Origin of the sequence: Amycolatopsis sp. CA-230715, from assembly GCF_018736145.1 — a bacterium.
Classification (GTDB): domain Bacteria; phylum Actinomycetota; class Actinomycetes; order Mycobacteriales; family Pseudonocardiaceae; genus Amycolatopsis.
Genome location: NZ_CP059997.1, coordinates 3039974 through 3061442, shown reverse-complemented (window position 1 = coordinate 3061442; position 21469 = coordinate 3039974). Strand labels below are relative to the sequence as shown.

19 protein-coding genes are annotated in these 21469 nt (G+C 70.6%); 11 read left to right on the top strand and 8 right to left on the bottom strand.

What is annotated here, in order from left to right:
- Positions 1-13 precede the first annotated feature (13 nt).
- The 5 genes from HUW46_RS14185 to HUW46_RS14165 all read right to left on the bottom strand — a co-directional run bounded on the left by HUW46_RS14185 (position 14) and on the right by HUW46_RS14165 (position 5204).
- Positions 14-1135, bottom strand: a complete 1122-nt coding sequence (locus HUW46_RS14185; protein WP_215547721.1) for an MAB_1171c family putative transporter — start codon at positions 1133-1135, stop codon at positions 14-16.
- Positions 1132-1653: a hypothetical protein gene (locus HUW46_RS14180; RefSeq protein WP_215547720.1), complete on the bottom strand. Its 522-nt coding sequence runs from the start codon at positions 1651-1653 to the stop codon at positions 1132-1134. The genes HUW46_RS14185 and HUW46_RS14180 overlap by 4 nt, the downstream gene beginning before the upstream one ends.
- Positions 1654-1658: 5 nt before the next feature.
- The gene (locus HUW46_RS14175) at positions 1659-2081 is read right to left on the bottom strand and encodes a helix-turn-helix domain-containing protein (RefSeq protein WP_215547719.1); all 423 of its coding nucleotides are present in this window, start codon (positions 2079-2081) and stop codon (positions 1659-1661) included.
- A gap of 514 nt (positions 2082-2595) precedes the next feature.
- On the bottom strand, positions 2596-3054 hold the full coding sequence (locus HUW46_RS14170) for a flavodoxin family protein (protein ID WP_215547718.1): 459 nt from the start codon (positions 3052-3054) through the stop codon (positions 2596-2598).
- 494 nt (positions 3055-3548) lie between these two features.
- The gene (locus HUW46_RS14165) at positions 3549-5204 is read right to left on the bottom strand and encodes a phospho-sugar mutase (RefSeq protein ID WP_254126164.1); all 1656 of its coding nucleotides are present in this window, start codon (positions 5202-5204) and stop codon (positions 3549-3551) included.
- A gap of 51 nt (positions 5205-5255) precedes the next feature.
- On the opposite strand from HUW46_RS14165, the gene HUW46_RS14160 reads away from it, so the two are divergent.
- Entirely contained in the window at positions 5256-6422 is a 1167-nt protein-coding gene (locus HUW46_RS14160; RefSeq protein WP_215547717.1) for a glycosyltransferase, read from the top strand.
- Between the two features lie 99 nt (positions 6423-6521).
- Here HUW46_RS14160 and HUW46_RS14155 read toward each other — a convergent pair whose 3' ends face one another.
- Both HUW46_RS14155 and HUW46_RS14150 read right to left on the bottom strand, forming a co-directional pair.
- Positions 6522-7334, bottom strand: a complete 813-nt coding sequence (locus tag HUW46_RS14155; RefSeq protein ID WP_215547716.1) for a purine-nucleoside phosphorylase — start codon at positions 7332-7334, stop codon at positions 6522-6524.
- Positions 7335-7554: 220 nt separating this feature from the next.
- Positions 7555-9285, bottom strand: a complete 1731-nt coding sequence (locus tag HUW46_RS14150; RefSeq protein ID WP_215547715.1) for a serine/threonine-protein kinase — start codon at positions 9283-9285, stop codon at positions 7555-7557.
- A 115-nt stretch (positions 9286-9400) separates the two neighbouring features.
- Here HUW46_RS14150 and HUW46_RS14145 point away from each other — a divergent pair, with 115 nt between their 5' ends.
- The 5 genes from HUW46_RS14145 to HUW46_RS14125 all read left to right on the top strand — a co-directional run bounded on the left by HUW46_RS14145 (position 9401) and on the right by HUW46_RS14125 (position 16424).
- Positions 9401-11314, top strand: a complete 1914-nt coding sequence (locus HUW46_RS14145; RefSeq protein ID WP_215547714.1) for a methylmalonyl-CoA mutase family protein — start codon at positions 9401-9403, stop codon at positions 11312-11314.
- Positions 11314-13482, top strand: coding sequence for a methylmalonyl-CoA mutase (gene scpA, locus HUW46_RS14140; RefSeq protein ID WP_215547713.1), 2169 nt, complete (start codon positions 11314-11316; stop codon positions 13480-13482). The genes HUW46_RS14145 and scpA overlap by 1 nt, the downstream gene beginning before the upstream one ends.
- A 2-nt stretch (positions 13483-13484) precedes the next feature.
- Complete coding sequence (gene meaB, locus HUW46_RS14135; RefSeq protein ID WP_215547712.1) at positions 13485-14480, top strand: methylmalonyl Co-A mutase-associated GTPase MeaB; 996 nt, start codon at positions 13485-13487, stop codon at positions 14478-14480.
- A 68-nt stretch (positions 14481-14548) separates the two neighbouring features.
- Complete coding sequence (locus HUW46_RS14130) at positions 14549-14848, top strand: hypothetical protein (RefSeq protein ID WP_215547711.1); 300 nt, start codon at positions 14549-14551, stop codon at positions 14846-14848.
- 265 nt (positions 14849-15113) lie between these two features.
- Positions 15114-16424, top strand: coding sequence for a M20 family metallopeptidase (locus tag HUW46_RS14125; protein WP_215547710.1), 1311 nt, complete (start codon positions 15114-15116; stop codon positions 16422-16424).
- 223 nt (positions 16425-16647) lie between these two features.
- Here HUW46_RS14125 and HUW46_RS14120 read toward each other — a convergent pair whose 3' ends face one another.
- Positions 16648-17112: a gamma-glutamylcyclotransferase gene (locus HUW46_RS14120; RefSeq protein ID WP_215547709.1), complete on the bottom strand. Its 465-nt coding sequence runs from the start codon at positions 17110-17112 to the stop codon at positions 16648-16650.
- Positions 17113-17235: 123 nt separating this feature from the next.
- On the opposite strand from HUW46_RS14120, the gene HUW46_RS14115 reads away from it, so the two are divergent.
- The 5 genes from HUW46_RS14115 to HUW46_RS14095 all read left to right on the top strand — a co-directional run bounded on the left by HUW46_RS14115 (position 17236) and on the right by HUW46_RS14095 (position 21376).
- Complete coding sequence (locus HUW46_RS14115; RefSeq protein ID WP_215547708.1) at positions 17236-18639, top strand: NAD(P)H-quinone dehydrogenase; 1404 nt, start codon at positions 17236-17238, stop codon at positions 18637-18639.
- An 86-nt stretch (positions 18640-18725) separates the two neighbouring features.
- Positions 18726-19205: a hypothetical protein gene (locus HUW46_RS14110; RefSeq protein WP_215547707.1), complete on the top strand. Its 480-nt coding sequence runs from the start codon at positions 18726-18728 to the stop codon at positions 19203-19205.
- Positions 19206-19406: 201 nt separating this feature from the next.
- Entirely contained in the window at positions 19407-19619 is a 213-nt protein-coding gene (locus HUW46_RS14105; RefSeq protein WP_215547706.1) for a hypothetical protein, read from the top strand.
- Positions 19620-19682: 63 nt separating this feature from the next.
- On the top strand, positions 19683-20339 hold the full coding sequence (locus tag HUW46_RS14100; RefSeq protein WP_215547705.1) for a class F sortase: 657 nt from the start codon (positions 19683-19685) through the stop codon (positions 20337-20339).
- Positions 20340-20683: 344 nt separating this feature from the next.
- Positions 20684-21376: a hypothetical protein gene (locus HUW46_RS14095; protein ID WP_215547704.1), complete on the top strand. Its 693-nt coding sequence runs from the start codon at positions 20684-20686 to the stop codon at positions 21374-21376.
- The last annotated feature ends 93 nt before the right edge of the window (positions 21377-21469 follow it).

Sequence of the window (21469 nt, the reverse complement as noted above, 5' to 3'; positions counted from 1 at the left end):
ACCACCTTCCGGTTCAGCCCACGGCGCGGGCCAGCGCTAGCAAGGGTTTCACGTCGGCTTCGAGGTCGCTCGCGCCGCCGGGCAGAACCAGTTTCGCCTTGCCGTCGCTCTTCTCCCCGGATTCGCGGCGCGTGAGCGCGGCTTCCAGCTCGGCCGCCGCGCCGCGCGGGTTTTCGGCGGCGAGCGCGGTCAGATCCGTGCCGAGGAACGGGCTCAGCTGCACGAGCCCGTCCCGGATCTCGATCACGCGGCGGTAGTACTGGCGGTGCACGTGCTGCGGGCGGAACCGGTCGAACCGGCGCGTGCGCCCCGTCCTGAGCACGACGGTCGGGAAGGACCGCGCCATCAACGTCCACAAAGGACTCAGCTCGCGGTATTCGCGGCGGTGGCGCCGCCTTCGAGCCAGCGCGGCGATCCTGGCGCGCAGGCCCGGATAGCAGATCCCGGCGAGGAACAGCGCGGTGCCGACGATCACCAGCGGCACCCCGAGCTGCAGCAGAATCCGCCACGACGGTCCGAAAGCCCACGCCACCACGACGTACAGCGCGCGCAGCACGCTGCCCGCCGCCACGAAGGCGAGGCCGGTCGCGCCGAGCCGCAGCCCGGCGCGCAGGTCGCGGTCGGCCTCGCGCAGGTACCGCAGCATCCACCGCACGCACGCGCTCAGCCCGTAGATCATGTACAGCCCGGCGCCGAGGTAGAACAGCGCGATACCGGGGACGTGCACGCGCTCGGGGCTCAGGCTCATCCCGCGGACCTGGACCGGGGTGAGCGCCGTCGCGACGACCATCAGCACCAGGTCGGCGGCCAGCGGCAGCAGTTCGAACGCGGCCCGCCGATGCGGGCGCGTGGAGACCGTCGAACCGACGAAGAACACCAGCAGCGCGCACAGGCCCGCCGCGAGCAGCGCGTTGTTGAGCAGCCTGCCGACGCCGTGGCCGAGTACGCCGTCGACGGCGTCGTCGATCGCCTTCTGCTGGAACAGGAAGCTGATCGCGACGCACGTGATGGTGATCGTGACCGCCCAGTTCGGCAGCGACCGGGGAGCGCGGACGAGCAGATGGATCCGCCAGCCGAGCGCGGCCACGAAAAGCAGCGCGGCCCCGATGTTGAGCGGGTTCAACAATGTACTCACAGCCAGCCCTGGCGGTCGCCGAGCGCGTCCTGGATGCGGCGGAGGTCGTGATCGCCCGCCGCCTTCGGGATCGTGTAGTTCAGCACCGAGGCCCATTCGAGGATGATCGTGGCGACCGTCTCGGCCTCCCACTCGTGATCTTCGTCGTACGAAGTGCGGCGCAGCGCCCTGCGGACGGCGTCACCGTCGATGTCCGGTGGCAGGCCGGGGAGGAAGTCGTCGGGCTCGGCGTCGCCCATCGCGTGGTGATCGGCCAGGATGTGCCCGAGTTCGTGCAGGATGATGTGGTCCTGGTGGGACCGGGTGGTCTCCTGCTGGAAGAAGATGTAGTCCGCGCCGGTGGTGGCGATCCAGCAGCCGAACGGACCCGGCACTTCGAGCGGGTACGGCATGAGCCGGATCGGTTTGCCGCGTTGCTCACCGAGCCGTTCGCAGAGCTGAGGGACGTCGAGCGGGGGCTCGATGTGGAGCTGCTTGAGGAGGCGTCGACACCGCCTGCGCAGTTCGCGTTCCTTCATGGAGCTCAGTTCCCGGTCGGTTTGTCCCGATCTGTCCGTTCGTATCGTTCCACGAGTTCCAGGAGATCCATAATCTGGCGGCGGCCCTCGGGTGACAACTCCTGGGCGCGCATCGCCATCAGCCGCGCCTCGCCCGCGCCGTCGGCGCGCGGTGCCTCGCCGCGGTCGATCTCCTCGGCCACGTCGTCGTCGAAGAAGTAGGCGACCGGGACGTCGAACAGCTTCGCCAGCGCTTCGACGTAGTGGATCTTGGGGTTGATCCGCTTGCCGGTGGCGAGCTGCTGGATGTAGGCGGGCGACATCGCGGGACCGCCCGCTTCGTCGATGGCCGAAGACAGCTCGCGGTAGCTGTGAGGTAACCCACCCGCCGCCCTGGCCCCCTCGATGAGGGTGGTCAGCTTCTGGGCGAAAGTTCTTCGCCGGGTCACGCCGCCTCCAGTATCTCGCGGGCTTCCGGCGCCCGGTCGGCCGTCACCAGCGGTGCCGCGCGGTGATCGCCCATGCCGCCCTCCAGTGTCCAGCCCCGGACCGGCCCCCTGTGCGGTGCCGCGCGGCCGCTACTCGTGACAGCCCCGGCCGGCGCGCCGCGGTTCCCGTCGGGAGAGTCTAACGCCCGAACGCCTGTACGCATCTGTTGACAGGTTGCGTATGCAGTGGTTTACAGTACGGGCATTCGCTCACCGCTGCGCGGCCTCTCCTCTCGAGTCCGGGTGCTGGGGGTGTCCGGAGTCGAGGTGAGAGGCCGCCTTCGACGTGACTTTCGTCACTCGAATGGCGGCTTGACCAGTAAAACCACGCCGTTGTGCGACAACTCGTCCACCCACTCTCCGCTGGATGTAGTAGACTCGTCGTGTCGGGGTTGAGCCCAGCTCCCTCGGCTTGGCCTGTCGCCGGAGGTCGACCCCCAGGGCTTCCGGTGACAGGCCCCTTTATTTTCGCCCATCAACTCGCGGTCATCAGTCCGGCGGCCACCGTCGCGCCCAGCTCCCAGCAGGCTTCCAGTTCAGCCTTGCCGGGATCACCGGTCACCAGCACCGCCTCGGCTGCCTGCTGCCAGCCGAGCCCCGTGGTGATCGATTCGATCCCGCGTACCGTTCCGGCGACGTCGGAGTTGCCGTGCACGTAGAACCCGAACGGCCGCCCCTTCGCCGAGTCGAGGCACGGGTAGTAGACCTGGTCGAAGAAGTGCTTGAGGGCACCGCTCATGTAGCCGAGGTTCGCCGGGGTGCCCAGCAGGTAGCCGTCGGCTTCCAGCACGTCGGGCACCGTCGCGGCGAGCGCGGCCCGGCGGACGACCTCGACGCCTTCGATCTCGTCGGTCGTCGCGCCGGAGACGACCGCCTCGAACATCGCCTGCGTCGACGGGGACGGCGTGTGGTGCACGATCAACAGTTTCGCCACGCGCCGCAGCCTCTCGCGCCGCCCGCCCACCCGCAATGTGACCGCCGCCGCTCTCTTGGATGCCCCGAATGCGGCCTTCGGGGCGCTCAGGTCCCCGAAGGTCACAGTGATGGCGGGTGTGCGTCGCGGGGTGCCGCGAGATCGGTGGCGGGGCTCCGCTTGGTCCCCGAAGGCCACCCTCGGGGGCACTAGCGCCACTTTCCCGGCCCTCGCAGGCGTCCGGGCACGGCTGCGCACGCCCCGAAAGCCACCCTCGGGGCGCTAGACGACACAAATCCACCCCTCGCACGCCCAACCACCGCGACGCGCATGCCCCGAAGGTGACCTTCGGGGCGCTAGATGCCCTGAAAGCCACCTTCGGGGCACCAGGAAGATCCCCGCCGAGGCAGCAGAAGCCCCCTACCAGAGCGAAGTTCGCGGCACCGGAGTCGCTGAAGGCCACCCCATGACATCTATAAGAGCATCTTTCGGGGCGCACGCACGGCGGGGCCCCGCTAGTCGGAGAGCAGGGCTTCGAGGTCGGCGCGCAGGGCGGCAAGGCGTTCGCGCGCGGTCGTGCGGGCGGCGGAGAGGTCGCCCGCCACGGGTTCCACGACCTGCAGGTACGACTTCAGCTTCGGTTCGGTTCCCGACGGCCGGATCACCACGCGCAGCCCGCCGCCGCTCAGCCGCAGCACATCGGCGTCCGGCAGCAGGTCCTCCGCCGACACCGCGGTCCCGGCCAGCGCGGCGGGCGGCTCGGCGCGCAGGCGGGCCATCAGCTTCGCCCGCACCCGAAGATCGGTGACCCGCAAGGAGACCTGGTCCGTGAGGTGCACGCCGTGGCGGGCCGAAAGCTCGTCGAGCGAGTCCAGCGGTGACCGTCCGGCGGCCTTCAGCGTCGCGGCGAGATCGCACGCGGCGACCGCGGCGGCGATACCGTCCTTGTCCCGCACGAAATCCGGGTTGACGCACAGGCCGAGCGCTTCTTCGTAGGCGAACACCAGCCCTTCGCCCGCGCGGACGAGCCATTTGAACCCGGTGAGGGTCTCGGCGTACCGCGCGCCCGCCGCCTTCGCGACCTCGCCGAGCATGGACGACGAGACGATCGTGGTGGCCACGAGCGGATCCTGACCCTCCGAAGAGACCACTGTGGACAGTATGTGCGCGCCGAGCAGGACACCGGTCTCGTCGCCGCGCAGCATGCGCCACGTGCCGCCGGGTTCGCGGACGCCGATCGCGCACCGGTCGGCGTCGGGGTCGAGCGCGATCGCCAGATCCGCCTCGACGGAGGAAGCCAGCGCCAGTAACAGGTCCGTGGCGCCCGGTTCCTCCGGGTTCGGGAACGAGACGGTTGGGAAGTCCGGATCGGGCTCGGACTGCTCGCCGACGAGGTGCACGTCGGTGAACCCCGCGCGGTGCAACGCCTTCGTCAGCACGTCCGCGCCGACCCCGTGCAACGCCGTCGCCGCGACGCGGAGGTCGCGCGAGGTGCCGACCGGCAGCGCGGCGACCTTCGCGAGGTACGCGTCGAGCACGTCGTCGGAAGGCGCGGGCGGAACGGGTTGGCGCGGCACGGAAATCGCCGCGGGCGCCGCCTTGATCGCGGCCTCGATCGCGTGGTCGGCCGGCGGCACGATCTGCGCGCCGGTCTCGTCGTAGAGCTTGTACCCGTTGTCCTGCGGCGGGTTGTGCGACGCGGTGATCTGGATGCCCGCCGCCGCACCGAGTTCGGACACCGCGAAGGCCAGCACCGGGGTCGGCAACGGGCCGGGCAGCACCCGCACCGCGAATCCCGCCGCGGCGAGCACCTCCGCCGCGGCGGTGGCGAACGCGGCGGAACCGTGCCGCGCGTCGCGCCCCACCACGACCGTGCGCCCGGCGTGCCCGCTCGCGGTGAGCCACGTCGCGACGCCCGCCGTGGTGCGCGTGACCACGGCCGTGTTCATCCCGTTCGGGCCCGCGCGCACCGGGCCGCGCAGACCCGCCGTGCCGAATTCGAGCGGCCCCGCCATCCGGTCGACCAGGTCCTCCACCGCGCCCGGGGCGCCGCCCATCGCGTTCGCCAGCACCTGCTGGAGTTCGGCGCGCGTACCGTCTTCGACATCGTCGGCGATCCAGCGGAACGCCTTGTCGCGCAGTTCCGTGGTCAATTTCCCAGGCGTGGTCACCTCGCCACTTTACGATGCGCGCCATCCGGGTTTTTCCCTATGCTGGAGAGGGTGAAAATCCTCTTCTCGAGCTTGGCCAGCCACGGCCACCTCTACCCGCTGCTGCCGCTCGCGATCGCCGCGAAATCGGCCGGGCACGAAGTCGTCTTCGCCACCGACTCCGCGATGCACGGCTCGGTGCGGTCGGCCGGGATCGAACCGCTCCAGGCCGGAATGGGCATGCGCGACGCGTTCGCCGAGGTGGCGCAGCGGACCCTGGAGGGCGGTGCGGTCGCGATGCGCGAGCAGATCCCGCCCGAGAAAATGCAGGAAATGATCGCCGCCGTGTTCGCCGAGGCGATGCCGCGGCGGTTCGCCACCGATCTCGCGCCGGTGATCGAGGACGTCCGGCCCGATCTCGTGGTGCAGGAGGCGGGCAATTCGGGTGCCGCGTTCGCCGCGATGGCGGCCGGGATCCCGGTGGTATGCCACGCGTTCGGGAGGGCGAACCCGCACGGATCGCGCGACACGGCGATAGCGGCGAGGCTGGCGAAGACGGCCTCGGAATTCGGGGTCACGCTGGCCGATCCGGACAATTTCGGGCTCGGCAACCCCTATCTCGACATCTACCCGCCTTCGTTGCAGGAGCCGGAGTTCCTGGCCACCGCGAACCGCGTCGAGCTGCGGCCGGTGCCCTACGCGGAGCCGGGCGAGCTGCCCGCCGTCGTCCGCGAGGACGGCAAGCCGCTCGTGTACCTGACGCTGGGCACCGCGTTCGGCTCGGTCGGGGTGCTGAAGCAGGCGATCGACGGTCTCGCCGCGCTCGACGCGCGCGTGCTCGTCGCGGCGGGGCCGACCGTGGACGCCGCCGCGCTCGGCGGGGTGCCGGACAACGTGTTCGTCGAACCGTGGGTGCCGCAGGCGGACCTGCTGCGGTACACGAGTTTGGTGGTGCACCACGGCGGTGCGGGCACGACGCTGGGCACGGCTGCCGCCGGGGTGCCGCAGCTCTTCCTGCCGCAGGGCGCCGACCAGTTCACCAACGCCGACGCGGTGACCGGTGGCGGCGCGGGCGTCCAGCTCGTCCCGGAGGAGTTCAGCGTCGACGCGGTCACCGAACGCGCGCGGCACCTGCTGTCCGACACGGGCGTGCAGGACGCCGCGCGTCGCGTCGCCGCCGAGATCGCGGCGATGCCCTCACCCGAGGACATCGCCGCGCGGCTCGGGGAATTCGTCTAGCGTGGAAGTGGCGGTCATGAGAAGGAGATCCCGGAGCGAGGGGCCGCCTGAGGTTCCGCTACCCGCACCGCCACGCAAGGCGCCTCGGAACAAAATATTCTAGGCCTTGCCGACGAGTTCGCGCAGCAGGGTGCCCATCTTCGTCGCGGAGGCACGGCCGGCTTCGAGGACTTCCTCGTGGTTGAGGGGTTCGCCGGTCATGCCCGCGGCGAGGTTGGTGACGAGCGAGAGTCCGAACACCTCGACGCCGGCGGCGCGGGCGGCGATCGCTTCCAACACGGTGGACATGCCGACCAGGTCCGCGCCCATCGTGCGCAGCATGCGGATCTCGGCCGGGGTCTCGAAATGGGGCCCCGGCAGGCCCGCGTAGACGCCGTCTTCGAGTTCCGGGTCGATCTCGCGCGCGATACCGCGAAGGCGGGCCGAGTAGAGGTCGGTCAGGTCGACGAAGTTCGCGCCGACGATGGGGGAGCGGGCGGTCAGGTTCAGGTGGTCGGAGATCAGCACCGGCTGCCCGACGCGCATGCCCTCGCGCAGCCCGCCTGCCGCGTTCGTGAGTAGCACGGCCGACGCGCCGGTCGCCGCCGCGGTCCGTACATTGTGGACAGTGCGCTCGATGCCCTTGCCCTCGTACAGGTGGGTGCGGCCGAGCAGCACGAGCGTGCGCTTGCCCTCGACGAGCAGGGAGCGCGCAGTGCCGCCGTGGCCGACCGCGCCGGGGGTGGCGAAACCGGGGAGCTCCCCGAGTCCGATTTCGTGCTCGGGATCGCCGAGCACGTCGGCTGCGGGGCGCCAGCCGGAGCCGAGCACGACCGCTATGTCGTGCGATCCGACGCCGGTGCGCTCGGCGATGGCCGCCGCGGCTTCGGCCGCCGCGGCCGCTTCGTCGGTCAGGGACCCTGTGTCAGTCATGAACGTGAGCGTATGTCACGCCGGTGCGCGCGAAATGCCTCGCTCGGTGGCGGGCGATCCGGCACGTGCCCCGAAGGTGACCTTCGGGGCACCAGGCAGCCCCCGCCGAGGCAGCAGAAGCCCTTACCAGGGCGAAGTTCGCGGCGCCGGAGTCGCCGAAGACCACCCCTTTGACATCTACAGAGGCATCGAGGGAGGCGCCGCGGCGGCAGGAAACGGGTCAGTTGGAGATGGTGAAGCTGGGCAGGATGCGGGTCGAGAGGTCCGCCCCGTCAGGCGACTCCTGCGTCGTCGGCACCGTGACGCTGACCACCCAGAGGCTCGTGCCGTGCCGGTACGCCTGCGCGAACGTGGTCCTGCCGATGCTCGCCTGGCCGGTCGGCTTGCTGCCGCGCGCCGAGGGGTTGCCGCGTTCGACGGTGCGGTAGGTGAACGCGAGCCCGTCCTGGCCGGACAGCGGTTCCGGCTCGGTGGGGAGGACGAACTCCTCCTTCGACCGCAACGTGTTCAGGTACTTCTCGACCGTGCCCTTGGGGAAGTAGTCGGGGAACCGCTCGGCGCTGAACACCTGGTCGCCCCTCGGCGAGACGAACTGGATGAGCGAGCTCGGCGGCAGCCCTTCGCCCTCCTGCTGGGTGGTGAACTGCACCCATTCGCGCGGGAGCGCGACGGTGAAGCCGCTGCCCTTCTGGCCCTTGAGCGTGGTCGTCTCACCCTTGCGCAGTTCGAGCTGCGGTGGCGGCGCCGAGACCGGCAGCGTGGTGTCCACCTTCGGCGGCGGGGTGATCGATTCGCCCCCGATCGTCCTCGCCGCGACGAACCCGCCCGCGGTGGCGGCCAGGAACAGCACGATCGCGGTGACGGTGAGCGCGACGCTCACCAGTGGCCGCCGCGGCTGGGCCTGCTGGATCGGCTGCGGCACCACGGTGGGGCGGTCCGCGGTCATGAACGGCAGCGGGCCGGGGTCGGCGGCCAGCTCGGTGCTCTTCTCCGCGTCACCGGCCGCGGCCGGTGAAGGCGCCTTCGGCGCGGGGATGACCTGCGTGTCCGTGACGTCCGGGCGGTCGCCGCTCTTGTGCCCCGCCGGTGAGGCGAACAGCTCCGGCGGGAACAGCGCGTGCGCGGCCTTCGTGTACAGCGGGTAAAGGCGACGGCGGGCTTCGGCCAGCGAGATCCGGTCCCGCGGCTCCTTCGCCATCAAGCCTTCGATGATCTGCGAGAGCGGACCGGGAGCCGGTTTCGGCACCTCGCCGTGCACGACCTTGCCGACGGTCTCCAGCGGGTCGCCGTCCGCGTCGTAGGGCGGGGCGCCTTCGACGGCCGCGAAGAGCGTCGCGCCGAGGCCCCACAGATCGGCCGACGGGGTGACCCCGCGGCCGGAGGCGACCTCGGGCGCGATGTAGGCGGGCGAGCCGAGCATCATGCCGGTCCGCGTCATGGTCGCCTCGGAGACGTTGCGCGCGATCCCGAAGTCGGTGAGCTTGATCCTGCCGTCGCTCGAGATCAGCACGTTGCCCGGTTTGACGTCACGGTGGGTGATTCCGGCGGCGTGCGCGGCCTCCAGCGCGGCGGCCACCGCGTCGGCCATCGCGGCCGCCTGCTCGACGTCGAGCGGCCCGTGGTCGCGCAGCAGCTCGGCGAGGCTGTGCGACGGCAGCAGCTCCATCACCACGAACGGATCGCCGTCTTCGCGCGCCACGTCGTGCAGGATGATCACGTTCGGGTGCGAGAGCACGGCGATCGCGCGCGCCTCGCGCAGCGTCCGTTCCCGCAGTTCGTCGGCCTGCGAAGCGGCGACGCCCGGCGGCAGGCGCACTTCCTTGACCGCGACCATCCGCTGGAGGAACTCGTCGTAGGCCGCCCACACGGTGCCCATCGCCCCGGAACCCAGCACCGAGCGCAGGCGGTAACGACCGGCTACGATGCGTGGTTCCTCGTCGGAGGTGGACATCGTCCCATTGTTGCGGACGACCCCAGCGTGACGGGACACCCCCGCGAAACAAGGGCCCCTAAGCGCGACGGGAGTCATATAGCGGTCTCCGTCAAGGGCTCTAACATCGACAGACATGACACAGGCAGGGACGCCAGGTGACACTTCCGCGCAGGCGGGTGCCGAGCGCGAGGCACCCGACGAGCTGACTCTCGCCGCGGAGTTCCCCGCGCCGACCAAGGCGCAGTGGCGCGAGCTGGTGGCCGGCGTGCTGGGCAAGAGCGGCGCGCTGCCCGAAGGCTTCGATGGCGATCCCGAGACGCTGCTGGCGTCGAAGACCTACGACGGCATCGAGATCCAGCCGCTCTACACCTCCGACGACGCCGCGTCCCCCGCCGGATACCCCGGGCTGCCGCCGTTCACCCGCGGTGCCCGCCCGGAGGGCCTGGTCGGCACCGGCTGGGATGTCCGCGTCCGGCACGCCGGGGCGGATCCGGCGCAGCTCAACAAGGCCGTGCTCGCCGATCTCGAAGGCGGGGCGACCTCGGTGTGGCTCCGCGTCGGCGGCGGCGCGCTTCCCGTCGGCTCCCTCGCCGACGCCCTGAACGAGGTGTACCTCGAACTCGCGCCAGTGGTGCTGGAACCGGGCGAGGAGTACGAGGCGGCCGCGACGGCCCTGCTCGAAGTGTTCTCGGACCGGGAAATCCCGGCGAGCGCGGTCACCGGGAACATCGGCGCCGACCCGATCGGCCTGCGCGCCGCCACCGGGGCCGCGCACGATCTCGCCCCGGCCGCCGAGCTGGCCGCGCGGCTTTCGTCCCGGTACCCCGGGTTGCGCGCGCTCGTCGCGGACGGGCTGCCCTTCCACGAGGCCGGTGGTTCGGACGCGCAGGAGCTCGGCGCCACGATCGCGGCGGGTGTCGCGTACCTGCGCGCGCTCACCGAGGCGGGGCTCGGCGTCGACGAAGCGGCCGCGCGGCTGGAATTCCGGCTCGCCGCGACCGCCGACCAGTTCCTGACCATCGCGAAGTTCCGTGCCGCACGGCGGTTGTGGGCCAGGGTCCTGGAAGTCTCCGGGGTTTCCGGCGCGGCCGCGCCCGGGATGCGCCAGCACGCGGTCACCTCGCCCGCGATGCTGACCCGCCGCGATCCCTGGGTGAACATGCTCCGCACCTGCGTGGCCGCTTTCGGCGCCGGGGTCGGAGGTGCGGACGCGGTCACCGTGCTGCCGTTCGACTCCGCGCTCGGGCAGCCGGACGGCTTCGCCAGGCGCATCGCGCGCAACACCAGCGCGATCCTGCTCGAAGAGTCCAAACTGGCCGAGGTGATCGACCCCGCCGGTGGCTCGTGGTACGTCGAGAACCTCACCGACTCGCTCGCCGCCGCGGCCTGGCGCGAGTTCACCGGGATCGAGCGCGCGGGCGGGATCGAGTCCGTTTTGGACTCCGGGAAGCTCGCGGGAGAACTCGCCGCGACGGCCGAAGCGCGCCGCAAGAGGATCGCCACGCGCAAGGACCCGATCACCGGCGTCAGCGAATTCCCGATGCTCGAAGAGAAAACGGTGACCCGGCCAGCCGAAGCGCCCGCACCGTCCAATCCGGACGGACTGCCGAAGCTGCGCTACGCGGCGGACTACGAGGCGCTGCGCGACCGTTCCGACGCGCACCTCGCTGAGCACGGTGCCCGGCCGAAGATCTTCCTCGCCACCCTCGGGCCGGTCGCCGCGCACACCGCGCGCGCGACCTTCGCCGCCAACCTCTTCGGAGCGGGCGGCATCGAACCGGTCAACCCCGGCGCGACGGAAACCGTCGACGACGTGGTGAAGGCCTATTCGGACAGCGGCGCCACCGCGGCCTGTCTGTGCGGCAGTGACCGGTCGTACGGGGAACAAGCCGCGGAAACCGCGGCGGCGCTGCGCGACGCGGGCGCGGAAACCGTGCTGCTGGCCGGAAAACCGGGCGAGTACGAGGCGGTGGCCGGGTATGTCTTCACCGGTTGCGACGCACTCGCCGTGCTGACGAGCACCCTCGAAACGCTGGGAGTCAAGTGATGGCCATCCCGAACTTCGCCGACGTCGAACTCGGCGCCCCGGAGCCGTCCGACGCCGCCGCGTGGGCCGACGCGCTGCACGCCAGCACCGGCAAGGGCCCCGACGCGCTGGCGTGGGAGACCCCGGAGGGCATCGGCGTCAAACCCGTCTACACCGCCGGTGATCTGTCCGAAGTGGACTTCCTCGGCACCTTCCCCGGGATGCCGCCGTTCCTGCGCGGGCCGTACCCGACGATGTACGTCAACCAGCCGTGGACCATCCGCCAGTACGCCGGGTTCTCCACCGCCGCCGAGTCGAACGCGTTCTACCGCCGCAACCTCGCGGCGGGCCAGAAGGGCCTTTCGGTCGCCTTCGACCTCGCCACCCACCGCGGCTACGACTCCGACCACCCCCGCGTCACCGGCGACGTCGGCATGGCCGGGGTCGCGATCGACTCCATCTACGACATGCGCCAGCTCTTCGACGGCATCCCGCTGGACAAGATGAGCGTGTCGATGACGATGAACGGCGCGGTGCTGCCGGTGCTCGCGCTGTACGTGGTCGCCGCGGAGGAGCAGGGCGTCGGCGCGGAGAAGCTGGCCGGGACCATCCAGAACGACATCCTCAAGGAGTTCATGGTCCGCAACACCTACATCTACCCGCCGCAGCCGTCGATGCGGATCATCTCGGACATCTTCTCCTACACGTCCGCGAACATGCCGAAGTACAACTCGATCTCGATCTCCGGCTACCACATGCAGGAGGCGGGGGCGACCGCCGATCTCGAGCTGGCGTACACGCTCGCGGACGGCGTCGAGTACATCCGCGCCGGTGTCGACGCGGGGCTCGGCGTCGACAAGTTCGCGCCGAGGCTGTCGTTCTTCTGGGCGATCGGGATGAACTTCTTCATGGAGGTCGCCAAGCTGCGCGCGGCGCGGCTGCTGTGGGCGAAGCTCGTCAAGCAGTTCGACCCGAAATCCGCGAAATCCCTTTCGCTGCGCACCCATTCGCAGACCTCCGGCTGGTCGCTGACCGCGCAGGACGTCTACAACAACGTGACGCGCACGTGCGTCGAAGCGATGGCCGCGACGCAGGGGCACACGCAGTCGTTGCACACCAACGCGCTCGACGAGGCGCTCGCGCTGCCGACGGACTTCTCCGCCCGCATCGCGCGGAACACGCAGTTGCTGCTGCAGCAGGAATCCGGCACCACGCGCGTGATCGACCCGTGGGGCGGCAGCGCGTTCGTCGAGAAGCTCACCTACGACCTCGCGCGCAAGGCGTGGGCGCACATCAGCGAAGTCGAGGCCGCGGGCGGGATGGCGCGCGCGATCGACGCCGGTATCCCGAAACTGCGCATCGAAGAGGCGGCCGCGCGGACCCAGGCGCGCATCGACTCCGGCCGCCAGCCCGTGATCGGCGTCAACAAGTACCAGGTCACCGACGACGAGCAGATCGAAGTGCTCAAAGTGGACAATGCCGATGTCCGCGCGCAGCAGCTCGAAAAACTGCGGCGGCTGCGGGAAGAACGGGATTCCGAGGCAACCGAGGACGCGCTGCGGCGGCTGACCGCGGGCGCCGAGGCCGACGGGAACCTGCTGGAACTGGCGATCGACGCGGCGCGCGCGAAGGCCACCGTCGGCGAGATTTCCGATGCGCTGGAACGGATCTGGGGGCGGCACTCCGGGCAGATCAGGACCATCTCCGGCGTCTACCGCGACGAGGTCGGGAAGGCGAAGAACGTGGAACAGGCACGGGAACGCGTCGAGGCCTTCGCCGAGTCCGAAGGGCGGCGGCCGCGCATCCTGGTCGCGAAGATGGGCCAGGACGGGCACGACCGAGGGCAGAAGGTGATCGCGACCGCGTTCGCCGACATCGGTTTCGACGTCGACGTCGGCCCGTTGTTCTCCACCCCGGCCGAGGTCGCGCGGCAGGCCGTCGAAGCGGACGTGCACATCGTCGGCGTCTCGTCGCTGGCGGCGGGGCACCTTTCGCTCGTGCCCGCGCTGCGCGCCGAACTCGCCGAGCTGGACCGCGCCGACATCATGGTCGTGGTCGGCGGCGTGATCCCGCCGCAGGACTACGACGCGTTGCGCGAGGCCGGTGCGGCGGCCATCTTCGGGCCGGGCACCGTGATCGCGGACGCGGCGATCAACCTGCTCGACCAGCTCATCGCGCAAGAGTCCTGAGCGTGGCGAGGAACATCGACGTCGCCGCGTACGCGAAGGGCGTGCTCGCGGGCGATCGCGGCGTGCTCTCGAAGGCGATCACGCTGGTCGAATCCCATCGCGAGGACCACCGCGCGCGGGCGCAGGAACTGCTCGTCGAACTGCTGCCGCACGCGGGCGGGGCCTACCGGCTCGGGATCACCGGCGTACCAGGGGTCGGCAAGTCGACTTTCATCGACCAGCTCGGCGTGGACCTCACCGAGCAGGGCCACCGCGTCGCCGTGCTCGCCGTCGACCCGTCGTCGACGAGGACCGGCGGCAGCATCCTCGGCGACAAGACCAGGATGGCGCGCCTCGCGGTCGATCCGGGCGCGTTCATCCGGCCGTCGCCGACTTCGGGCACGCTCGGCGGCGTCGCGCGCGCGACGCGCGAGACGATCGTGCTGATGGAAGCGGCCGGGTACGACATCGTGCTGGTCGAGACCGTCGGGGTCGGGCAGTCCGAGGTGACCGTGGCGAACATGGTCGACTGCTTCCTGTTCCTGACCCTGGCGCGCACCGGCGACCAGTTGCAGGGCATCAAGAAGGGCGTGCTCGAACTCGCCGACGTGATCGCGGTGAACAAGGCCGACGGCGAGCACGAACGGGACGCGCGCCGCGCCGCCCGCGAACTTTCCGGCGCGCTGCGCATGATCTACGGCCCGGACGCCGCGTGGACCCCGCCCGTGCTCACCTGCAGCGCGCTGCACGACATCGGTCTCGACACGGTGTGGCAACAGGTCCAGCGGCATCGGGACACTTTGGACGAATCGGGTGACCTGGCCGGGAAGCGCCGTCAGCAGCAGGTCGACTGGACGTGGGCGATGGTGCGCGAACAGCTGCTCGGCAGGCTCGACGCGCACCCGGAGGTCCGCGCGGTGGTGCCCGAGGTCGAGCGGGCCGTGCGCGATGGTGAACTGACCCCGACGCTCGCCGCGCAGCGCATTCTGGACGCGTTTTCGGGTGGCACGACGCCGTGAAGCGGGATCGTGCGCGGCAAGGCAGACTGGCAGCGGATCCGGGCAGTCGGGCAGCGGGGAGGACACGGGTGACCGCGAAGGTGCGAGCGATCGTGCTGGGAGTGCTGCTGGCGCTGTGCCCGGTGGTGTGCGCCGCCCCCGCGATCGCGGCGCCTCCGGTGGCCGCGGCCCCCGCCGCGCCGCCGCCGTCGACCCCGCCCACCGCGCCGCCCGCCGCACCGCAGGGACCGAAGATCGACCCGGCGCAGAACAGCCAGGCGAACGCCGACAAGACGAAGAACAAGGTGATCATCGGCGTGATCGCGGCGGTGCTGCTGGTGATCGTGGTGTGGGGCCGCCGGGTGCGCAACAAGAACGAGAACAAGTAGGCGAAGCAGCAGGCCACGGCCGATCAGGGTCTTTCGACTCTAGGCGGGCGGGTGGGTTACAGCCTGGCCGAATTCCGCACCGCCGTTCAACGCAGATCCACTACCGGCCGTCTCGTGCGAACGCCTTTATGGCCGTTCTTGCCGCCTGCATGGTGCACGATTGTCTGCAAATGCTTACGACAATCAACACCCGACGAACCGTGACCGGACGGGCACCGCGTGCCACGACGGTTTCCGGTGTACCCGGTGTGGACGGAGGTGTGGCGTGACGGTGCTGGATTCACGGCCCGAGATCCCCGGCGATCACGGTGATTCCCACGAGAGCGCCACTGCCACGATCGGGCAGTCCGACGCGCTGATCACGTCCGGCGGCGTCAGCATGGCACCTGTGCACGATCTCGGCGCGGGCCGCGGGCCGTACTGGCTCGACGAATGGCTGCGGGACAACGCGGCGGACGTGGTGGCGTGGCGTCGCCACATCCACTCGCACCCCGAGCTGTCCCGCCGCGAGTACGGCACGACCGAGCTCGTCGTCAGCGTGCTCCGCTCGGCGGGGCTCAAGCCCTCCGTGCTGCCCGGCGGCACCGGTGTGCTGTGCGACATCGGCTCCGGCCCCACGTGCGTCGCGCTGCGCGCCGACATGGACGCGCTGCCGCTCACCGAGGCGACCGGTCTGCCGTATTCGTCCACTGTGGACGGCGTGGCGCACGCCTGCGGGCACGACGCGCACACCTCGATCCTGCTCGGCGCCGCGATGGCGCTGGCCTCCGCGCCGGAACTGCCCGGCCGGATCAGGCTGATCTTCCAGCCGGCCGAGGAGGTCATGCCCGGCGGCGCGCTCGACGCGATCGCGGCGGGCGCCATGGAGGGCGTCGACCGGATCTTCGGGCTGCACTGCGACCCGCGCGTCGAGGTCGGCAAGGTGGGCACCAGGGTCGGCGCGCTCACCTCGGCCGCCGACCTGATCGAGCTGCGGCTCACCTCGCCCGGCGGGCACACCTCGCGCCCGCACCTCACCGCGGACCTGGTGCACGCGCTCGGCACCGTGATCACCTCGCTGCCCGCCGTGCTGTCCCGCCGCGTCGACCCGCGCTCGGGCACCGTGCTCGTGTGGGGCGCGGTGCACGCGGGCGAGGCGGCGAACGCGGTGCCGCAGGACGGCCTGCTGCGCGGCACGCTGCGCACCGCCGACCACCGCGTGTGGAGCGAGCTGGAGCCGCTCGTCGCGTCGTCCGTGGAGTCGCTGCTCGCGCCGACCGGCGTCGGGTTCTCGCTCGACTACCGCCGCGGCGTGCCGCCGGTCGTCAGCGACGAGGACAGCACGCACCTGCTGCGCGCCGGTGTCGAAGCCGCACTCGGCGACACGGCGCTGACCAGCACGGAGCAGTCCTCCGGCGGCGAGGACTTCGGCTGGTACCTCGAACACGTCCCCGGCGCGTTCGCCCGCCTCGGCGTCTGGCCGGGCGAGGGTCCCATGCGGGACATCCACCAGCCCACCTTCGAGCTGGACGAGCGCGCCCTGCTCGCCGGCACCCGCACCATGGTGCACATCGCGCTGGCCGCACTCGCCTGCTGACCGCGCCCCCCCACGTCCGCGCACCCCGAGCCACCACTCGGGGTGCGCGGCTTCCACTTGTCCACAGGTGGACAGATCTATCCACATTTGTGGATAACCCCGTTCCGGATGTTCCCCCACCCTGCGCCAGCCGTTCACCCCGCGTTGCAGTGCTGGACCGACTGACCTGTGCGCGACGCCCCTTCGGGGCATGGGGAGCGGGGGTGCGAAGCAGCGCGGAGGGTCAGGCGCGGCCTTCGGGGCCGATGCCCTGGCAGGGGCGGGTGCGCAGCGCGTCGACGTAGTCCGCGGGGGCGGCGGCGGCTTCGGCGGCGTCGGCGAGCACGCCGAGGTAGCGCGCCGAGGGCAGGCCGCCTTCGTAGGCGTCGAGCACGTACAGCCACGCCAGCACCGAGCCGTCCATGGTCTGCACGCGCAGCCGGATCTTGTTGTGCATGCCGAGCTCGCCGCCTTCCCAGCGGTCGAGCCCGTCTTCGTCGAGCGTGGTGACGTCGTAGAGCACCACGAACACCCGCGAGCCGGGGTCTTCGACGATGGTGGCGAGCGCGCCTTCCCAGCCGATGTCCTCGCCGCCGAAGGTCAGCCGCCAGCCTTCCAGCCAGCCGGTCCCCGCCATCGGTGAATGCGGGGCTCGCTCCATCATCTGGGCGGGCTCCATGTTGGATCCGTACGCGGCATACAACGGCACGGGCACAGCCTAGCGACCTTGACCTCGCCCGAAGGGACGCACCGGGGGTGTCCGGCCACCCAACCGGACGAAATTCCGCCCGCGTACGGTTGGCGCAGGGCCGCGAACGCAGAGGAGCAGCAGGTGACCAGGATCGTGATCATGGGTGGCGGACCCGCGGGTTACGAGGCCGCACTGGTGGCCGCGCAGCACGGCGCGGACGTCACCGTGGTCGAGCGCGACGGTCTCGGCGGCGCATGCGTGCTCTACGACTGCGTTCCGTCGAAGACCTTCATCGCCTCGTCCGGCGCCCGCGCGGGCATGCACGGGCTGAGCGAACTGGGCATCACCACGGACCTCGCGGACACCAGCATCGACCTGCGCACCGTGCACGGCAGGGTCAAGGGCCTCGCGCTGGCGCAGTCCGCCGACATCAAGGCCAGGCTGCAGCGCGAAGGCGTGCACCTGATCATCGGCGAGGCGCGGTTCTGCGACGACGAGCCGGGTCTCGCCACGCACAAGGTCGCGATCACCCAGGCGAACGGCGAGCAGAGCGTGGTCGACGCCGACGTCGTGCTGATCGCCACCGGTGCCACGCCGAGGGTGCTGCCCGGCGCGGTGCCCGACGGCGAGCGGATCCTGGACTGGCGGCAGCTCTACGACCTGCGCGAGCTGCCGGAGCACCTGGTGGTCATCGGGTCCGGTGTCACCGGTGCCGAGTTCGCCTCGGCCTACACCGAGATGGGCGTCAAGGTCACCGTCGTCTCCAGCCGCGACAGGGTGCTCCCGCACGAGGACGCCGACGCGGCCGCGGTGCTCGAAGAGGTGTTCTCCCAGCGGGGCACCACGGTCGCCAAGCGCGCCCGCGCGGATCGCGTCGAACGCACCGCCGACGGTGTCGTGGTGCATCTCGCCGACGGCAGGCAGATCGAGGCCAGCCACGCGCTGATGACCGTCGGCTCCGTCCCGAACACCGGTGACATCGGCCTCGACCGCGTCGGCATCGAGCCGGGGCCCGGCGGGTTCATCACCGTCGACCGGGTTTCCCGCACGGCCGTGTCCGGTGTCTACGCGGCGGGGGACTGCACCGGCGTGCTGATGCTCGCCTCGGTCGCCAGCATGCAGGGCCGGATCGCGATGTGGCACGCGCTCGGCGAGGGCGTCGCGCCGATCAAGCTCAAGACGGTCGCGGCGAACGTGTTCACCCATCCCGAAATCGCCACGGTCGGGATCAGCCAGCAGGCCATCGACTCGGGCGAGGTGCCCGCGCGCACGATCATGCTGCCGCTCGCCACCAACGCCAGGGCGAAGATGGAGGGCCTGCGCCGCGGTTTCGTGAAGCTGTTCTGCCGCCCGGCGACCGGGGTGGTCGTCGGCGGGGTCGTGGTGGCGCCGACGGCGAGCGAGCTGATCCTGCCGATCGCGCTGGCCGTGCAGAACCAGCTGACCGTCGAACACCTCGCGCTGACCTTCTCGGTCTATCCGTCGCTGTCCGGCTCGATCACCGAAGCGGGCCGCCAGCTCATGCGCCACGACGATCTGGACTAGTCGGAAAAGCAGGCAACCCCTGGGAGTGGTGGGACGTCTTGCGGGCGTCGGGACAAGAGCAACACGGGGTGGGTTACCAAGTGCGGATGAAGAACGTGGTCGTGGCGGCGCTGACGATCGGGGCGACGCTGCTGGCGGCACCGGCGACCGGCTCAGCAGGGCAACCGGCCCAGCCGGGGCAGCCGGAATGGGCGGGCAAGGTCCAGCTGAACCGGGACACCGCGGTGACCACGGGGCTGGTGGGCAACTACCAGAACAACGACACCAACATCGCGATCGGCGGCTGCCTCGCACCGGGCTCGACGACCCTGAACGCCCCGGCGGGCGCGAAGTTCTCCTCGCCGGTGCTGACCTTCGGCGACTACAGCTACGTGCAGCTCGTGAGCGCGCCGGGCAACCTCACCGCCACCGCGACGCTGAAGCCGGGAACCCCGCCCGGCACCTACCCGCTCACCCTGGACTGCGTGGGGCAGCAGCACACCACCACCTTCGTCGTACACGCGAAGCAGGTCCACGCCGTGCCGCGCGGCGCGGCCAAGGCGGGCGGCGGGGGCACCGCTCGCTGAGCGCGCACATCGACGTGAAAACCGCCGGGAGGGGCATTCCTCCCGGCGGTTTTCGTTTGGGGGTAAGCATTCCGGCAACCTTCTCGTGCCCGAGGCGTCATTATTAATGAGACGCGAGGGAAGCGTCGAAAACAGGAGAAAAGCAATTCAGTCACTTCATCCGATAATACCCGCATGCCATTTTTCGCGAGGGAGATCGCCATGATCCGCAGGACCGTCACCATTGCCGGGATCGCCGCCGGGTTCGCGCTGCTTTCGCCGGTCACGGCCTTCGCCACCGGGCCCGCGGACGGCGGCGAGACACCGTCCCAGGCCGACGACGCGGGCCAGATCGCGGGTGGGGCCGCGGCGGCCGCCGCGCTCGCCGGGAGCGTGGTGGTGCTGACCCGCCGCCGCTACGGCACCCGATCCTGAGCGCCGCGGCAACCCGGACGGCCCGTGCCGCGTGGTGGACAATGAGGCCAAGGGAGGAAGCGCATGGCCGTAGCGGAGAAGCGGATCGCGGGGCGCAGGCGTGCCCTGATCGGCGTGGTCGCGGTGGTCGCGGTGGTCGCGGTGGTCGTGGCCGCGGCGCTGGCCGCGGTCGTGGTGCTGCTGACCCAGCGGCACGAGGACGGGGCCGCGACGCCGTCGCCGACAACGGAGCAGGTCAAGGCGCAGGCCCCGAGGCCGCCGAACGCGATGCCGCGCTCGGAACCGGCCGCCATCGACATCCCGAAGCTCGGCGCGCACTCGTCGCTGATCCCGCTCGGGCTCAACGCGGACGACACCATCGAGGTGCCGCCGGTGTCCCAGCCGATGCAGGCCGGGTGGTACCGGTACGGGCCGACGCCGGGCGAGACCGGGCCCGCGGTGGTGCTCGGGCACGTGGACGGCAACAAGCTGCCGGGAATCTTCTTCCGCCTCAAGGAGCTGAAACCCGGCGACGCGGTCACGGTGTCCAGAAAGGACGGTTCGACGGCGCGTTTCGTGGTGCGGGAGGTCGACCAGGTGCCCAAGGACACCTTCCCGACCGACGCGGTCTACGGCGACACCGCGGCACCGGAGCTCCGCCTCATCACCTGCGGCGGCAGTTTCGACCACGCCGCGCACAGCTACCGGGACAACATCATCGTCTACGCGACGCTCGGGTAGGTGATACTTCGGAAGTGGTCTGCGTGGCGGTGCGGGTGGCGGAACCTCAGCGGCCTTCTCGCTCCGGGATCTCCAACTCATGAATGCCAATTCACCACGTTGAAGCTGTCCTCGCGAGAAGACCGCTGAGAACCCGCGGCGGTGCCGGTTGCTTGCCCACTCAAGCGGCTCCGCCGCTTAACGAGACACAACATAGTCGCGGGTGATGCGACCGCTGCCAGGATGCACCCTGGCGGCTAGTCCTTTGTGGACTGTCTGGTGAATCGCCATTTTTCCTTGAAGGGCAACCTTTTCACCTCCTCGGGTGTGTACACAGGAGAAGCACAGCCTGGAGGAGACTTGCGATGAAGATGCGAAGGATCATTCTGGCGGGCGGCCTGCTGGCGGTGGCGGGGAGCCTGGTCATGGCGTCGACGGCCAGCGCGACCCGCCCGCCGGAGCTCAAGGTGAGCCCGGCCGAGGTGCCGGTGAACGGCGCCATCACCATCAGCACCGCGTACTGCCCGGTCGACGCCGGGCCGATCGGCCCGATCACCTCACCGGGTTTCGTCGCGCCGATCGCCGCGGGCCAGTCCGGGAAGGTGGTGGCGAAACCGGGCACCTACACCGCCAGCATGCGCTGCCACAACTGGACCCAGCCGGTCACCACGACCTTCACGGTCACCGGTTCGGAATGCCAGCTCGCGCCGGGATCGACCGGGTCCTGCGGCTGGATCAGCGTGTCCCCGAATTCGGCGAAACCGGGGGAACAGGTGGACGTCGAAGCGGGCTGCCGCAACAACGCCAAAGCCAAGCCAGTGTCAGCGGCGCTGACGAACTTCGTCATCGCGGGTACGCGGCACTGGCGCGCGACGGTCGCGGCGAACGCCAAGCCCGGAAAGCATTCGGTTTCGGTCACCTGTCCCGAACGGACCTATTCGGCCGGTTTCACGGTGCCGGGTTCCGGTGGTGGCCCGGCGCCGGTCCCGCCGGGGAAGCAAACGGCGCGGATTCCGTCCGGCGCTCCGGAGACCGGTGACGGCAGCCTCGCCCTGTAGTGAAGGTGAAAACGACACGCCGGGTTCCCCGAATGCCCTTTCCTTCGGGGGACCCGGCGTTCGTCGTGCGGGCTGACCTGCGCCGATATCGAA

Bases quoted from the DNA above. Each gene is read 5' to 3' on its own strand.
- HUW46_RS14145 (WP_215547714.1), top strand. From the start codon at position 9,401: ATGACACAGGCAGGGACGCCAGGTGACACTTCCGCGCAGGCGGGTGCC.
- HUW46_RS14095 (WP_215547704.1), top strand. From the start codon at position 20,684: ATGAAGATGCGAAGGATCATTCTGGCGGGCGGCCTGCTGGCGGTGGCG.
- HUW46_RS14155 (WP_215547716.1), bottom strand. From the start codon at position 7,334: ATGACTGACACAGGGTCCCTGACCGACGAAGCGGCCGCGGCGGCCGAA.
- scpA (WP_215547713.1), top strand. From the start codon at position 11,314: ATGGCCATCCCGAACTTCGCCGACGTCGAACTCGGCGCCCCGGAGCCG.
- HUW46_RS14150 (WP_215547715.1), bottom strand. From the start codon at position 9,285: ATGTCCACCTCCGACGAGGAACCACGCATCGTAGCCGGTCGTTACCGC.
- HUW46_RS14100 (WP_215547705.1), top strand. From the start codon at position 19,683: ATGGCCGTAGCGGAGAAGCGGATCGCGGGGCGCAGGCGTGCCCTGATC.
- HUW46_RS14180 (WP_215547720.1), bottom strand. From the start codon at position 1,653: ATGAAGGAACGCGAACTGCGCAGGCGGTGTCGACGCCTCCTCAAGCAG.
- HUW46_RS14105 (WP_215547706.1), top strand. From the start codon at position 19,407: ATGATCCGCAGGACCGTCACCATTGCCGGGATCGCCGCCGGGTTCGCG.
- HUW46_RS14110 (WP_215547707.1), top strand. From the start codon at position 18,726: ATGAAGAACGTGGTCGTGGCGGCGCTGACGATCGGGGCGACGCTGCTG.